This is a genomic window from Paraferrimonas sp. SM1919, from assembly GCF_010993985.1.
Lineage (GTDB): Bacteria > Pseudomonadota > Gammaproteobacteria > Enterobacterales > Shewanellaceae > SM1919.
Genome location: NZ_WINH01000017.1, coordinates 1 through 16,052, shown reverse-complemented (window position 1 = coordinate 16,052; position 16,052 = coordinate 1). Strand labels below are relative to the sequence as shown.

Annotated in this window: 14 protein-coding genes; 7 read left to right on the top strand and 7 right to left on the bottom strand. The window is 41.9% G+C overall.

What is annotated here, in order from left to right:
* Nucleotides 1-22 precede the first annotated feature (22 nt).
* On the top strand, nucleotides 23-427 hold the full coding sequence (mutT, locus tag GFB48_RS11305) for an 8-oxo-dGTP diphosphatase MutT (protein ID WP_163935520.1): 405 nt from the start codon (nucleotides 23-25) through the stop codon (nucleotides 425-427).
* Here mutT and yacG read toward each other — a convergent pair.
* The 7 genes from yacG to nadC form a co-directional block, all read right to left on the bottom strand.
* Nucleotides 397-609, bottom strand: coding sequence for a DNA gyrase inhibitor YacG (gene yacG / locus GFB48_RS11300; RefSeq protein WP_163935517.1), 213 nt, complete (start codon nucleotides 607-609; stop codon nucleotides 397-399). The two genes, mutT and yacG, sit on opposite strands and share 31 nt — an antisense overlap.
* A gap of 9 nt (nucleotides 610-618) precedes the next feature.
* The gene (gene coaE / locus GFB48_RS11295) at nucleotides 619-1,218 is read right to left on the bottom strand and encodes a dephospho-CoA kinase (RefSeq protein ID WP_163935514.1); all 600 of its coding nucleotides are present in this window, start codon (nucleotides 1,216-1,218) and stop codon (nucleotides 619-621) included.
* Nucleotides 1,219-1,220: 2 nt separating this feature from the next.
* Entirely contained in the window at nucleotides 1,221-2,051 is an 831-nt protein-coding gene (locus GFB48_RS11290; protein ID WP_163935511.1) for an A24 family peptidase, read from the bottom strand.
* 23 nt (nucleotides 2,052-2,074) lie between these two features.
* Nucleotides 2,075-3,298: a type II secretion system F family protein gene (locus tag GFB48_RS11285; RefSeq protein WP_163935508.1), complete on the bottom strand. Its 1,224-nt coding sequence runs from the start codon at nucleotides 3,296-3,298 to the stop codon at nucleotides 2,075-2,077.
* 4 nt (nucleotides 3,299-3,302) lie between these two features.
* The gene (gene pilB, locus GFB48_RS11280) at nucleotides 3,303-4,991 is read right to left on the bottom strand and encodes a type IV-A pilus assembly ATPase PilB (RefSeq protein WP_163935505.1); all 1,689 of its coding nucleotides are present in this window, start codon (nucleotides 4,989-4,991) and stop codon (nucleotides 3,303-3,305) included.
* Between the two features lie 35 nt (nucleotides 4,992-5,026).
* Entirely contained in the window at nucleotides 5,027-5,443 is a 417-nt protein-coding gene (locus GFB48_RS11275) for a pilin (protein ID WP_163935502.1), read from the bottom strand.
* Nucleotides 5,444-5,583: 140 nt separating this feature from the next.
* A complete protein-coding gene (gene nadC, locus GFB48_RS11270) occupies nucleotides 5,584-6,438 on the bottom strand; it encodes a carboxylating nicotinate-nucleotide diphosphorylase (RefSeq protein WP_163935500.1) in 855 nt (284 codons plus the stop codon).
* A 196-nt stretch (nucleotides 6,439-6,634) separates the two neighbouring features.
* Here nadC and ampD point away from each other — a divergent pair, with 196 nt between their 5' ends.
* From ampD to lpdA, 6 genes are all read left to right on the top strand, one after another.
* Nucleotides 6,635-7,183 carry a 1,6-anhydro-N-acetylmuramyl-L-alanine amidase AmpD gene (gene ampD / locus GFB48_RS11265; RefSeq protein WP_205597723.1) on the top strand — a complete coding sequence of 183 codons (549 nt, stop codon included), beginning with the start codon at nucleotides 6,635-6,637 and terminating at the stop codon, nucleotides 7,181-7,183.
* Entirely contained in the window at nucleotides 7,180-8,007 is an 828-nt protein-coding gene (gene ampE / locus GFB48_RS11260; protein WP_163935496.1) for a regulatory signaling modulator protein AmpE, read from the top strand. Before ampD ends, ampE begins: the two co-directional genes overlap by 4 nt.
* Nucleotides 8,008-8,179: 172 nt before the next feature.
* Entirely contained in the window at nucleotides 8,180-8,935 is a 756-nt protein-coding gene (pdhR, locus tag GFB48_RS11255) for a pyruvate dehydrogenase complex transcriptional repressor PdhR (protein ID WP_163935493.1), read from the top strand.
* Nucleotides 8,936-8,980: 45 nt separating this feature from the next.
* Entirely contained in the window at nucleotides 8,981-11,644 is a 2,664-nt protein-coding gene (aceE, locus tag GFB48_RS11250) for a pyruvate dehydrogenase (acetyl-transferring), homodimeric type (RefSeq protein ID WP_163935491.1), read from the top strand.
* A 20-nt stretch (nucleotides 11,645-11,664) separates the two neighbouring features.
* Entirely contained in the window at nucleotides 11,665-13,545 is a 1,881-nt protein-coding gene (aceF, locus tag GFB48_RS11245; protein ID WP_163935488.1) for a pyruvate dehydrogenase complex dihydrolipoyllysine-residue acetyltransferase, read from the top strand.
* 157 nt (nucleotides 13,546-13,702) lie between these two features.
* Nucleotides 13,703-15,136, top strand: a complete 1,434-nt coding sequence (gene lpdA, locus GFB48_RS11240) for a dihydrolipoyl dehydrogenase (protein ID WP_163935485.1) — start codon at nucleotides 13,703-13,705, stop codon at nucleotides 15,134-15,136.
* Nucleotides 15,137-16,052 lie beyond the last annotated feature (916 nt).

The following is a 16,052-nucleotide window of genomic DNA, read 5'->3' as shown; positions in this document are numbered from 1 at the left end:
CGCTTTTTTTATGGGAGAAACGATGAACTATATTGACGTTGCTGTGGGATTAATTACCCGTAATGATCAGGTGTTTTTAACTCGAAGAAAAGAGCACCAGCATCAAGGAAACAAATGGGAGTTTCCTGGAGGCAAGATTGAAAAAGGGGAATTACCGATTGCAGGCTTAGCTAGAGAGTTAGCTGAAGAAGTGGATATTAAAGTGAATAGCGCGCAACAGGTCGACCTGATTGAACATGATTACGGTGATAAGTGTGTGCGTTTATTTGTGTTTGAAGTCGCTAATTTTAGTGGCGAACCAAGGGGTGCTGAAGGGCAGCAATCGACCTGGGTCAAGATTTCACAGTTGCAGGATTATCCATTGCCTGAGGCCAATCAGGCAATGGTAGATTGGCTTCAGTCTTGTTTGAAAAAATCAGGTTCTTGATAATCAAACTCATCAAAAGGTAGTGCTTCATTTAACGGGCTACCTTTTATTTTTCGACTTTCATCTGCCCATTCCCCTAGATCAATTAAGCGACAGCGTTCGCTACAAAAAGGACGAAATGGACTTTCTGGTCCCCATTTTACTTGATCTTGGCAGGTAGGGCACTTTACTTCTAATGACATAATTCGTTCTCAAGCTTGACTTAATTGCATGTATTTGGAATGTAGCTGCCACACCTGTTGCTCTAAGTGTGGTAGATCTTTGTTATTGTAAATAACATCGTCCGCTAACTCTAATTTTTGTTGTCTTGGCATCTGAGTATTGATGATTTTTTGAATTTGCTCGTCAGTGCTGCCATCCCTTAAAGTAGCCCTGTGTAATTGAGTTTGTTCATCGCAATCGACCACTATGTTGATTTGGGTTATTTGGCTAAATCCATTTTCAAATAATAGTGGTACTTCAAAAATAACATAATTTGAACTGCTGGCTTGTGCTTGTACTAGCATACTATGTCGGATCATTGGATGTAATAGGTTATTGAGCCAAGTCCTTTGTTGAGCATCATTGAAAATGATGTCTCTGAGGCGAGTACGATCTAATTCCCCATTGTTAATTACGACTTCCCCAAAATGTGAAGCGATAGCTTTTAGTCCAGGACTGCCTTTGGCGACCACCTCTCTGGCGACTTGGTCGGCATCAATTACGGTCACCCCAAGGGACCTAAATAATTGGGCAACGGTACTTTTACCACTGCCGATTCCCCCAGTCAGGCCAATGAATAACTTATCCATAATTAACCTATTATAAAATTAGTGTAGCTTTGCCACAGTTTATCACCGGCAAATATGCAGGCCAAACCTGCAAAAGCAATGAAAGGGCCAAATGCAATGGGCTGTTGACTTTGCTTTAGGCGACCAATTGCAACTGCATAAATAAGACCCAATACTGCAGCAATTAAAAGCAGTAAGGGCAATAGTTGCCAACCTATCCAGCTTCCGATCGCTGCCACAAGCTTAAAATCACCATACCCAAGACCTTCTTTATGGGTAATTAATTTGAATGCCCAATATAGGCTCCAGAGGCTAAGATAGCCTGCGATCGCGCCGATTATAGCATCATCAGCAGCAATGCTAACGTCACAGACTGATGCCAACAGCCCCAGCCACAATAAACAATAGTTCAATAAATCTGGCAGTAACATATGCTTAACATCGATAATCACCAAGGCTAATAGAATTAAGCTTGCTGCGCTATAAAAAAGGAATGGCAAACTGACCCCAAAATAATAACCAATTACAACTAGGATGCAGCCGCTAACAAGTTCGATAAGGGGGTATTGTGGACTGATTGGGCTATTGCAACTACGACATTTTCCCTGCAGTAAGAGGTAAGACAGGATAGGGATGTTGTCACTGACTTTAATAGCTGTATTACAGCTTGGACAATAAGAGTTTGGCCAACTTAGGTTAAAATTATCTTTATCTTCATTGGTCTCATTCGCAATCATTATAGGAAGTCGCCAACAAACAACATTGATGAAACTGCCGACGCATAAACCTACAACAAAGCAGCTAAAAAGCCAGAAAAAGAGAGATTGCTGAAATAACTCTATAAGTGCGTTCATGGAAATTTTCTTAGTAAGAATGATTATCCAATTACACTGCCTAATTGGAATATTGGCAAGTACATTCCAATAATTAATCCTCCGACGATTGTACCAATGACAACCATGATGATGGGCTCAATAAGGCTGGAAAGCCCCTCTACAGCATCATCTACTTGCATTTCATAAATATTGGCGACTTTATTGAGCATTTCATCGAGTGCACCAGCCTCTTCTCCAATTTGAATCATTTGTACTACCATCGGCGGTAGCACCTGTTCTTCGGACAGCGCGATATTAAGTTGCATACCAGTAACTATCTGATTTTTGGCGCGAATAATGGCATCTCTATATTTAGCGTTGCCACTTGCTCTGGCAGCAGACTCTAAGCCATCAATGATTGATACGCCAGCTGCAAAAGTCGTTGCTAGAGTGCGGCTAAATCGAGCAATTGCCGCTTTTTGAAGTATCTCTCCTAATAGTGGTGTTTTTAATGCAAAATGGTCAAGTTTGTCTCTGAGTTGGGCAGATTTTTGGTAACAGAATTTAAATGTTAACCAAAATAGAATAATGCTAATAAAAGCGCTAAACCACCAATCAATCATGAAATCTGAGGCGTGAATTAAAAATTGTGTGAATACTGGAAGTTCAGCATCAAAGCCCTTAAAAATAGATTCAAATTGAGGAACTACTTTAATTAATAAGGTCGCGGTGACAACCACAGCAACAATGGTAACGGCGGCAGGATAAAACATTGCTTTTTTAATTTTAGATTTCAGCGCTTCTGCTTTTTCTAAGTAAGTGGCCACTCGATCAAAAACCGTATCTAAAGCACCAGAGTTTTCCCCGGCATCGACTAGGTCGATATAGAGGTTGTCAAAATATTTAGGATGGGATTTGAGTGCTTGGGCTATTGGGCTGCCTGATGACACCTCTGTTAAAATGATTTGTAATAACTCCCTCATCCTATTCTTTTCATGGCCTTGAGATAATAATTCGACAGCATCTATAAAGGGCACCCCAGCATTTAACATGGTAGCTATCTGACGTGTCAACATGGCCATTTCTAAGGCGGTAATTTTACTTTCATTAAAAGCACTGATTAGTGTGCTTTGGACTTTTATAGATTGCACTCGGTAAAATTTTGCTTTTAATTTATTTTTCGCTTCTTTTAGATTTGTCGCACGGATTTTACCTGAAACTTTATCGCCCCCTTTGTTAATGGCTTTGTATTTGAATACCCGGAGTTTGTTAGGAGTCTTTAGCATAGCGTTACTGGCTGGTGATGCGGTTTGCTTCGCTCAATGATGACACTCCTGAGCTAACCTTGAGTAAAGCGCTACGGCGTAAACTAGGAATGTTGTCCTTTTTCATTTGTGCCGAGATCTCAAGCGCGCCTCCTCCTGCCATGATAATTTTGGCAATATCATTAGTCATCGGCAAAACCTCATAAATACCTATACGTCCCTTATAGCCTTCACTACATTTATCACACCCATTAGCTTGATAAATCTGCAAACCTGATTGCAGGTCTTCATCAGTAAAACCTTGGGCTTTCAACTGTTGGGTCGGCAATATCTCGGGTATCTTACAATCAGGACAGAGTTTTCTTAACAGCCTTTGGGCGATGATCAGGCTGATAGAACTAGAGATGTTATAGCTTGGAACACCCATATTTAATAATCGAGTCAATGTCTCTGCCGCAGAATTTGTATGTAGCGTTGACAATACCAAATGACCTGTTTGAGATGCCTTTATTGCAATTTCGGCGGTTTCAAGATCACGTATTTCCCCTACCATTACCACATCGGGATCTTGCCTTAAGAAAGAGCGTAAAACATTGGCAAAAGTTAATCCTGTTTTGGTATTGATATGGACTTGATTAATTCCAGCCAAATTGATTTCTACCGGATCCTCTGCAGTAGAAATATTTCTGCTTTCAGTGTTTAAAATATTAAGCCCAGTGTATAACGACACTGTCTTGCCGGACCCTGTTGGCCCAGTGACTAGTATCATGCCTTGAGGTTGGCTTAAAGCCTGCTCATAAAGTATTTGCTGCTCTTTCTCATATCCTAATTTATCAATGCCCAACATTGCAGTACTTGAATCAAGAATACGCATGACAATTTTCTCCCCCCAAAGGGTTGGGAGAGTGCTGACCCTAAAATCAATTGCCCTATTTTTAGATATCTTGAGCTTTATTCTGCCGTCCTGAGGGAGCCTTCTTTCGGCGATATCAAGTTTAGACATTACTTTTAACCGAGCAGAGATTCTATTGGCCAGACTTATCGGCGGTTCAGCAATGGTTTTTAGGACCCCATCAATCCGAAAGCGGATTCTATAATTATGTTCATAGGGTTCAAAATGTAAATCAGAGGCACCTTTGTTGATCGCATCAATTAAAATTTTATTAATATAAATGACGATAGGAGCATCATCTTGTTCAGGCTCTTCATCATCTGTTGCTTGAGTATCGGCAACCTCGATGTTAGCAAACTCTTCAGCGTCGAAAGAGCTGAGGTCGAATTGCAACTGATCATTGTGTAACACCTTTTCAATGACCGCATCGAGTTTGTTTTTATTGGCAAGAATAAACTGTATATGGAGTCCAAAGGTAAATCTAAAATCTTCTGCTGCGGAACTATTGGTAGGGTCAAAAGTTGCGATATAAACACGATCTCTTTTTTTGAGCAGTGGAAGGCAGTGGTGTTTTTCTATCAAGAAGTAATTAAGCAGTTCATCATCAATACTGTTTAAGTTAAATTGACTAATATCGACAATAGGTAAGCCAAATTCTGTGGCACAAATATCGCAAAGTTCTTCAGCGCTGACTAATGAATCTTCGATGGCCTGATGAAAGAAACTCGCTTGATTAAGGTTGGCTTGTCGTTGCACTTTGCCTATGGCATCTTCAGATTTGCCACTCTTTGCTAATAACTTTGCTGCACCAAGTAAGTCCATAGGAGAGTTGAGCGGGCATCAGCCCGCTCGTGCTGTTATGGTGTTGCAGTGGAAGAGCAGCTATTCGGGAGAAAGTCCCCCCCAATACTCGAGGTACAGGTCCAGTTTTGGGCGCTGGCGCGTGTCAAGGTGATGGTTTTACTATTCACGTCGGCACTCGTGCCAGTAGCGTTAAATGTGAATACAATGGTATTAGTACCTAGAGTAATAACACCATTTGTTGGTTGAGTTTCAACACCAACAGTGGTCAAAACCGTTGGAAAAGAAGGATTGGTATACATATAGTTATCTACCGCACCTTTGATAGGGTTAATAGATTGCAATGCCCCAGCTACTTCGGATTTTGCAATGTAACTTTGATATTGTGGAACTGCGACTGCAGCTAGAATACCGACAATCGCCACCACGATGAGTAGTTCAATCAGTGTGAACCCTTTTTGATTAGATTTCATGGCATACCTCCAAGTTTAAATTAAAAGCGATTATACCTTTACCTCATGCCACCTCTAACAGTAGTTCAGAAACGATAAAATTGTGTAATAAAAAAGCACCTAAATGGTGCTTTTTTATTACTGCAATGAGGCCGCTTTGTTTAGTCCAAAATTCTCAGTGATAAATCCATTGCTTTAATATGTTTTGTTAATGCACCGACAGAAATAAAATCTACCCCAGTCTGGGCAAAAGTTCTGAGTGTATCTAAAGTGACATTGCCAGATACCTCAAGCTTAGTAAAACCTTGGGAAATCTTATTGTTGAGAGCAACCGCCTCTAGCATTTCAGTGGTATCAAAGTTATCTAACATCACGATATCTGCCTTTGCTTCTAAGGCAAGTTCGAGTTCTGCTAAAGATTCGACTTCAACTTCAACGGGTTTTTCAGCATCTAATTCTCTGGCTTTGTTGATTGCTTGAGCAATGCCACCACAAGCCATAATATGGTTCTCTTTAATAAGGTAAGCATCAAATAACCCAATTCTATGGTTGCTACCACCGCCACAGGTTACCGCATATTTTTGTGCTGTTCTTAATCCAGGTATTGTTTTTCTGGTATCTAAAAGCTTGGTTGGTAGGTCTGCTATCTTATCAGCGTAAAGTTTAGTTAACGTCGCGACACCCGAGAGCGTTTGAATAAAGTTCATTGCTGCACGCTCACCGGTTAAAATGGCTCTAGCAGGCCCGGAAAACTCACATAAGGTTTGGTTCGCGACTACCAGATCACCATCATCAACATGCCAGTGCAGTGTTACTTCCCCTCCTAGTTGAGCAAATACTTGCTCTGCCCAAGCTTTACCGCAAAAAACACCATCTTCACGGGTGATGAGTTTGGCATTAGCGATTTTGCTGGCAGGAATTAACATAGCCGTAATGTCCGAATGCCGATAATCGTTGGAACCAAGATCTTCTTCAAGGGCTTGTTTAACAGCAATACGGATATCATTTTCTAACATTTCTTTTCCTAGTTAACCGAAGTGTTTATGGACTATATTCTAGCTTTTTTATGGAGTATGTGCAGCTTTTAAAGAGTCGAGCTATCACATAATTAGTTTGTAAATATTTAAATAATTATCCATTGAATCAAATATTAGTGTCGCCTGTAACGTTTGCTTGTTAAAGTTACAGTAAGATCTATTTTTAAGGTATTGAATGAATATGACTGATTTTTTACCCCAGTCTTGGTGCCAATATAGAGTTTCTCCTTTTTTCAATGATCGCCCTCAAGCTTGTCCAATTGAACTGGTAGTGATCCATAATATTTCGTTACCTGCGGGTTGTTTCAGTGGCGACTATGTTGACCAGCTTTTTTTAGGCTGCTGGGATGAACATCTACCTCAACAGCTACAGGAGCTGCAAGGCGTTGAGGTATCTGCTCATATATTTATTAGAAGAGATGGTAGTGTCATTCAATATGTGCCTTTTAGCAAAAGAGCATGGCATGCTGGAGTCTCACGGTGGCAAGGAAGAGATAACTGTAATGACTTTTCTATTGGTATTGAACTTGAAGGGACTGATGAGATTCCCTATGAAGAAGTACAATATGAAGTATTAATAAAAATCTGTGACTGGCTGCGTAAAACATTCCCAACCATTACTGATTTTACAGGTCATAGCCATATCGCACCTAATCGAAAAACAGATCCAGGTAAAGCATTTGATTGGAACAAATTTGAAAGAATGATGGAGTTGAATTCGTGATCCTGTTTACTACTTTGTTTGCGTTATTTCTTGAGCGAATGATCAAAAAACCTTTGGTAAGATTTGAAAGTTATTTTAATTCCTTACAATTGCAGCTTCAGAAAAGGTTATCTAAGCAAATCTCAGAAGTCATTGTTATTGTGCATCTACCATTGCTATTGGCAACGTTTTTGGCTGTCAGTGAAGGTTGGTTATTGGGCCTGATGGAATTAATTATCTGGATTGCGCTTTTAGTTACCGTGTTTGAACATACTGAGCTGCGGCGGTCATATAAAAGTTATTGCATGGCCGCTTGTCGAGATGACCAAGTGGCGATGAAGCTATATTCTATTGAACTTGGTTGCAAGGATAAACAAATTCTCTCTTTTTCAGACTTAGACCAAGAGGTAGCTGGGCAGTTAGCTTGGATTAATTATCGTCATTTTCTCGCCCCAATATTTATTCTGATACTCTTTAACCCAGCTATTTTATTACTGTATTTTTCGGCTTTAGTGGTCTTAAGGGAGAACCAATCCATTGCTTGGCTTGAACAAGTGTTTACATATTTTGATGGAGTAATGGTGCGGCTGGTTTCAATTTTGTATTTGTTATCAGGAAACTTTAGCGAAGGTGCGAAGGTATGGGGAGAAAATTTGTTTAATCCAGAATTATCACCACAGCAACTGCTCCGATCAGTACTTAAGAGTAGCCAAGATGATTCATTTTCATCTTCTACCCATAGCGCTATTTCTGAAAGCTATACCGCATTGATTTTACTTAAACGTACCTTGCTAGCAGTGGTAATTATTCTAGCTTTACTTACCATTTCAGCCGTTCTTGGTTGAAAGATAACGCTATAAATAAATCTCTTAATACTTTTAAATTTTAGTATTTGCTCACATTTTTTCAGTTTAACAGAGTGTTAGCTCACTAGACAGAGAAAATGTGATCTGCTAAAGTCACCTGTATATAATTGGTAAGACCAATTGACAATAATAGCAAGGTGATGAGTAAATAATGGCTTATAAGAAAATTGCCCAGCCTAAAATATCTGATGTAATCATGAAGCAACTCGAGCAAATGATTTTAGAGGGTAGTTTACAACCAGGAGAAAAGTTACCCCCTGAAAGAGAGTTAGCCAACCAATTTCAAGTTTCAAGGCCTTCGCTTCGTGAAGCTATTCAGAAACTAGAAGCTAAAGGATTACTTTCTCGTAAGCAAGGTGGAGGAACTTATGTCCAAGCCCAGTTATGGCAGAGTTTAGCTGATCCGATTATTGAATTGATGACTAATGACTCAGAAAGTCAATATGACCTTCTTGAGTTTCGTCATGCTACTGAAGGAATGATGGCTTATTTTGCTGCTCTGCGTGGAACCGATACGGATATGCAGCAAATCGCTAATGCTTTGAATGAAGTTGAAGCAGCGCATTCTGATGTGGATAGAGAATCCAGAGCAATCGTTGATTTTTACCGAACCATTGCTGAAGCTTCTCATAATGTGACAATGTTACATTTAGTACTAAGCTTAAGCACTGTGCTTGCTGCAAATGTAAAGCAAAACTTAAACTTAATGTCTAGGCGGGAAGATGCTGCAGAAGTTGTAAATCGTCTTCGTCGTGAATTATTACAAGCTATAATTGGACGAGATCCAGAAGCTGCCAGACAAGCATCTAATGATCACTTGGCTTATATTGAAGAAGTGTTATTAGCTGTGCGTCAAGAAGATAGCCGTTTGCAAAGAAGTCTACGTAGAATGCGTAAAGATAGCTAACGGTATAAATTTTAACTCGTAAAGAAGTGAAGAAGGGAAAGTAACATGAGCGATGTGTTGCCCCAAGATATAGATCCACAAGAAACTCAAGAATGGATGCAGGCATTAGAGTCTGTTGTTCGTGAAGAAGGCGTTGAACGCGCTCAATTTATTCTTGAGCAAGTATTAGATAAAGCCCGCTTAGATGGCGTTGACATGCCAACTGGAATTACGACTAACTATGTTAATACTATTCCAGCTTCTCAAGAGCCAGCCTACCCTGGTGACGTAACACTGGAGCGTCGTATTCGAGCGATTATTCGTTGGAATGCTGCTATGATCGTACTTCGTGCATCGAAGAAGGATCTTGAGCTTGGCGGCCATATGGCTTCCTTCCAATCTGCTGCCGCGTTTTATGAAACCTGCTTTAACCACTTTTTCCGTGCGCCTAACGAGAAAGATGGTGGCGATCTCGTTTATTATCAAGGTCATATTTCTCCTGGGATTTATGCACGAGCTTTTCTTGAAGGCCGTTTAACCGCTGAGCAGTTAGATAACTTCCGACAAGAGGTTGATGGTAAAGGTCTACCTTCATACCCACACCCGAAACTGATGCCTGAATTCTGGCAATTCCCGACAGTATCTATGGGTCTTGGTCCAATTTCAGCCATTTACCAAGCTCGTTTCCTTAAGTACCTAGATGGCCGTGGCCTGAAAGACACAAAAGAACAGCGTGTATACGCGTTCCTAGGTGATGGTGAAATGGACGAGCCAGAATCACGTGGTGCAATCTCGTTTGCGGCCCGTGAAAAACTCGATAACCTATGTTTTGTTATTAACTGTAACCTACAGCGTCTAGATGGCCCAGTAATGGGTAACGGTAAGATCATTCAAGAACTTGAGGGTCTATTTAAAGGTGCTGGCTGGAACGTAGTGAAAGTCGTCTGGGGTCACAATTGGGACGCGCTAATTGCTAAAGACACCACGGGCAAGCTACTGCAGCTAATGAACGAAACTGTAGATGGTGACTACCAGACCTTTAAGTCTAAAGATGGCGCTTATGTACGTGAGCACTTCTTCGGTAAGTATCCTGAAACAGCGGCACTAGTATCAGACATGACTGACGAGCAAATCTTTGCTCTACAACGTGGTGGTCACGACAGCTCTAAACTATACGCTGCATTCAAGAATGCTCAAGAAACAGAAGGCCGTCCTACAGTAATTCTTGCTAAAACCGTTAAAGGTTATGGCATGGGCGCAGCAGCAGAAGGTAAGAACATTGCTCACCAGGTTAAGAAAATGGACATGACGTCTGTGCTTCACCTACGTGATCGTCTAGGGCTAAATGACCTATTATCAGACGAAAAAGTGCAAGATCTGCCTTACCTAGAATTAGATGCTGGTTCGCAAGAGTACAAGTACCTACACGCTCGTCGTCAACAACTGCATGGTTACACACCAACGCGTCTGCCTAACTTCTCGCAAGCATTAGAGTTGCCAGAAGTTGAAGAGTTTGACGCCCTGCTACAAGAGCAAAAGCGTGACATCTCTACTACCATGGCATTTGTTCGTGCACTAAACGTGCTGCTTAAGAACAAAGGCATTGGTAAAAACGTAGTACCAATTATTGCTGACGAAGCCCGTACTTTCGGTATGGAAGGTTTATTCCGTCAAATTGGTATTTACAACCCACACGGTCAGAACTACACCCCACAGGATCGCGACATCGTTTCTTACTACAAAGAAGCCACTTCAGGTCAGGTTCTGCAAGAAGGTATTAATGAGCTAGGTGCGATGAGTTCATGGGTTGCTGCTGCAACTTCATACTCGACTAACGATCTGCCGATGATCCCATTCTACATCTACTACTCGATGTTTGGTTTCCAACGCGTTGGTGACATGGCGTGGATGGCAGGTGACCAGCAAGCACGTGGTTTCCTCCTTGGTGCGACGGCGGGCCGTACTACCCTAAACGGTGAAGGTCTACAGCATGAAGATGGTCACTCGCACATTATGGCGGGTACAGTTCCTAACTGTATTTCTTACGACCCAACATTCGCATACGAAGTTGCAGTAATCATGCAAGACGGTATTAAGCGTATGTACGGCGACCAAGAGAACGTGTTCTACTACCTAACGCTTATGAACGAAAACTATGCCATGCCAGCAATGCCAGCAGGTGCGGAAGAAGGCATTCGTAAGGGTATCTACAAGCTAGAAAGCTACGCAGGCAAGAAGTCTAAAGTACAGCTGATGAGCTCGGGTACGATCATGACTGAAGTTCGTAAAGCGGCGCAAATTCTAAGCGACGATTACGGTATTGGTTCTGACGTTTACTCAGTGACTTCATTCAACGAAGTGACCCGTGATGGTCAAGATGTTGAGCGTTACAATATGCTACACCCAGAAGCAGAGCAAAAAGTGCCATACATTGCACAGGTAATGAATGATGCACCTGCAATTGCAGCTACTGACTACATGAAGAACTACGCCGAGCAAGTACGTGCTTTTATCCCAGCAGCCTCATTCAAAGTACTAGGTACTGATGGTTATGGTCGTTCAGACAGCCGTGAAAACCTACGTCGTCACTTCGAAGTGAACGCCGGTTACGTAGTAGTGGCGGCACTAACTGAACTAGCCAAGCGCGGTGAAGTTGAGAAGTCAGTAATTGTTGAAGCGATTGCTAAGTTTGGCATCGACGTTGACAAGACTAACCCTCTGTACGCGTAATTAGTAAGTAGGAAGAAACAATGAGCATCGAAATTTTTGTGCCGGATATCGGCGGCGATGAAGTTGAAGTGACAGAGATCCTTGTTAACGTTGGTGACAAGGTTGAAGAAGATCAGTCACTCATTAACGTTGAAGGCGACAAGGCTTCTATGGAAGTACCGGCATCACAGGCGGGTACGGTTAAAGAAATCAAAGTAGCAGTAGGCGATAACGTTTCTACTGGTTCTTTAATCATGGTATTTGAAGCTGAGGGCGCAGTGGCTGCGCCTGCAGCTGCAGCTGAAGCGGCACCTGCACCAGCTGCAAGTGCGTCAGCGGCAGCAGAACTTAAAGAAGTTCACGTACCAGATATCGGCGGCGATGAAGTTGAAGTGACTGAAGTTCTAGTAAACGTTGGCGACAGCGTTGAAGAAGAGCAGTCACTTATCAACGTTGAAGGTGACAAGGCTTCTATGGAAGTACCTGCACCATTTGCTGGTGTGGTTAAAGAAATTAAAGTTGCTGCCGGCGACCAAGTTACCACTGGCAGCTTCATTATGATATTTGAAGTAGCCGGTTCTGGCGCAGCGGCCCCAGCTGCTGCTCCAGCGCAAGCAGCAGCTCCGGCTCCTGCAGCGGCGCCAAGTGTTCAAGATGTGAATGTACCAGATATCGGTGGCGACGAAGTTGAAGTGACCGAAATCATGGTAAGCGTTGGCGATACCGTAGCAGAAGAACAGTCACTGATTTCTGTAGAAGGCGACAAAGCGTCTATGGAAGTACCAGCTCCTATGGCAGGTAAAGTTGTCGACATTAAAGTTAATGTTGGTGACAAAGTGTCTACTGGTTCTTTAATCATGGCCTTTGAAGTTGCAGGCAGTGCCCCAACAGCACCTGCTCCGGCAGCAGCGCCAGCTCCTGCGGCGGCACCTGCAAAAGCGGCTCCAGCGCCAGTAGCGGCACCAGCTAAAGCAGATGGTTTTGTAGAAAACAGCGCCTACGCCCATGCATCGCCGGTTATTCGTCGTCTAGCACGCGAATTCGGTGTAAACCTAGCCAAGGTTAAAGCGACAGGTCGTAAGAACCGTATCCTAAAAGAAGACGTGCAAAACTACGTGAAAGCGGCAGTGAAGCAAGTTGAATCTGGCGCAGTTGCATCAGGCAAAGGTGGCAGCGAGTTAGGTCTTATTCCTTGGCCGAAAGTTGATTTCAACAAGTTCGGTGAAACAGAGACCAAGCCGCTATCACGCATTAAGAAGATCTCTGGTGCTAACCTACACCGTAACTGGGTACAAATCCCGCACGTTACTCAGTGGGATAACGCTGATATCACAGAACTAGAAGCTTTCCGTAAAGAGCAAAACGCTCTGGAAGCGAAGAAAGATTCTGGCATGAAGATCACGCCACTTGTGTTCATCATGAAAGCCGTAGCGAAAGCACTAGAAGCTTACCCAACGTTTAACTCTTCGCTTTCAGAAGACGGTGAAAGCCTAATTCTTAAGAAGTATGTGAACGTAGGTGTGGCCGTTGATACGCCAAATGGTCTAGTGGTTCCAGTATTTAAAGATGTGAACAAGAAAGGCATTCATGAGCTATCAAGCGAACTGCGCGCAGTTTCTAAGAAAGCACGTGATGGCAAACTAACTGCAGCAGACATGCAAGGCGGTTGTTTCACTATCTCTAGCCTAGGTGGCATCGGTGGTACAGCATTTACTCCAATCGTGAATGCACCAGAAGTTGCTATCTTAGGTGTATCTAAGTCTGAAATGAAGCCAGTGTGGAATGGTAAAGAGTTCACTCCTCGTTTACAACTGCCGCTATCACTATCATACGATCACCGTGTGATTGATGGTGCTGATGGTGCACGCTTCATTAGCTATCTAAATGCCTGCTTGTCAGATATTAGAACTCTAATTTTATAATTTAATAAGGCTGTTTGAGAAAAACAGCCTTTGTTCATTGCTATTGAGAGTTAATTGAGTAAGATGTTGTCACCTTGTGTGGTAACAGTTAATGAAAAGCACTCTGTTAAGGGTTGTTTGATTAACTCTCAACAAGAATAAAAGAACAGAGGAAAAAATGAGCAAGGAAATTAAAACTCAAGTTGTAGTATTAGGTTCTGGCCCAGCGGGTTACTCTGCAGCATTCCGTGCCGCGGATTTAGGTCTTGATACTGTAGTGATCGAGCGTTTCAGCACTTTAGGTGGTGTTTGTCTAAACGTTGGTTGTATTCCATCAAAAGCACTACTTCACATCGCTAAAGTCATTGATGAAGCAGAAGTAATGGCTTCTCACGGTGTGACTTTTGGTAAACCAGAGATCGATCTAGACAAAATTCGTAGCCATAAAGAAAAGGTAATCGGTCAATTAACCGGTGGTCTTGCTGGCATGGCTAAAATGCGTAAAGTTCAACACGTACAAGGTCACGCACAGTTTACCGGCAGCAATTCTATTGCTGTTACTGCTGACGATGGCACTGTTACCACAGTTAACTTTGATAACGCAATTATTGCTGCGGGTTCTCGCCCAATCGAACTGCCATTTATTCCACATGAAGACCCACGTGTTTGGGATTCTACAGATGCCCTAGAGCTTAAAGAAGTGCCAGAGCGCCTACTAGTTATGGGTGGTGGTATTATCGGTCTTGAAATGGGTACCGTATACAAAGCACTAGGTTCTGAAATTGATGTCGTTGAAATGTTCGACCAGGTTATCCCTGCGGCAGACAAAGACATTATCAAGATCTTCACTAAGCGTATTAGCAAGAAGATGAACCTAATGCTTGAAACCAAAGTCACAGCGGTTGAAGCAAAAGAAGATGGTATCTACGTTTCTATGGAAGGTAAAAAAGCACCTTCTGAGCCACAACGTTATGATGCAGTACTGGTAGCCATTGGCCGTACGCCAAACGGTAAGCTAATTGCCGCTGAGCAAGCTGGTGTAAACGTTGATGAGCGTGGATTTATTAATGTTGATAAGCAAATGCGTACTAACGTTCCGCACATTTATGCTATTGGTGACATTGTAGGTCAACCAATGCTTGCTCATAAGGGTGTGCATGAAGGTCACGTTGCTGCAGAAAACATTGCTGGTAAGAAACACTTCTTCGATCCTAAAGTGATTCCTTCAATTGCGTATACCGATCCAGAAGTTGCTTGGGTTGGTCTAACTGAGAAAGAAGCAAAAGAGCAAGGTTTAAACTATGAAGTAGCAAACTTCCCTTGGGCTGCTTCTGGTCGTGCAATTGCGTCAGATGCTTCTGATGGTATGACTAAGATGATCTTCGACAAAGACTCTAACCGTGTAATCGGTGGTGCCATTGTTGGTTCTAACGGTGGCGAGCTGTTAGGCGAGATTGGTCTAGCCATTGAAATGGGTTGTGATGCAGAAGATATTGCATTGACCATTCATGCTCATCCAACTCTGCATGAATCAGTTGGTTTGGCCTCTGAGGTATATGAAGGTTCTATTACAGATCTTCCAAATGCTAAAGCGGTTAAAAAGAAAAAATAATTTAATCTTATAAGTCTTAAAGCCCTGCTTCTTGAAGCAGGGCTTTTTTTTACCTCTGTGCTGTTACTTACAATGAAACATAAATATCTTAAAAATAGAGTCCCTACTCTAAAAAGTGTATTAATACTACAAAAAATACCGATTTGTTAACTATTTTGACCTTTATTTAATTTATTTAAGTAATTAAACAACAAAAGTGTTGTTTTTTTATGTGTTACTCGTTATAGTTAAATCGTTGGAAGACATCGCGCATCACTTTGTACATGTTTACAACCTCGTTAACCCTTTTATTAGCATTAATTAATGCATTTTGGCGATTTGCCAGTACTGAACTTTCAGGTCTCTTAGCCGCACCTTAATATGGAGCGGCTTTTTTTTATATTTTTTTTGAAAAGTAGCTTAGCCATTGTTAACAGCGAGCGATGAGTCGCGATCTTAAGTGGTTGCCAAAAAACCTAGCCTGAAACTTTCAACTAATATTTATTTTCTCATTTGATCCCCACTCAAATAACTCTTTTAGCTTTATGCCTGCCTATATATAAGACCAAACGGTGATAAAATTGTGATCTCACGCCATTAAAGTGCATAAATTGAACGCTTAAACGTTTGTTTATTAAAAAGGGCTTGCGCGTTTGTAAAAGCTCCCTATAATGCGCAACCACTGAGACGGGGAACGGCGGCAACGCTGACTAACTGATACAAACTTAGGTTTATCTCAGAGTCAAATAAAAGCTTGTTTAAAGCGTTTGAAAAAACATTTTAAAAAGCACTTGACGAAGGGTTTTGATACTGTAAAATGCACAGCCCTGACCGACACGGTCAAACGTTCTTTAACAATATAATCAAGTAATCTGTGTGGGCACTCACAGGCATTTGAAAATCAACAAAACGATTTTCTCAATGTACTTTAGTGTTC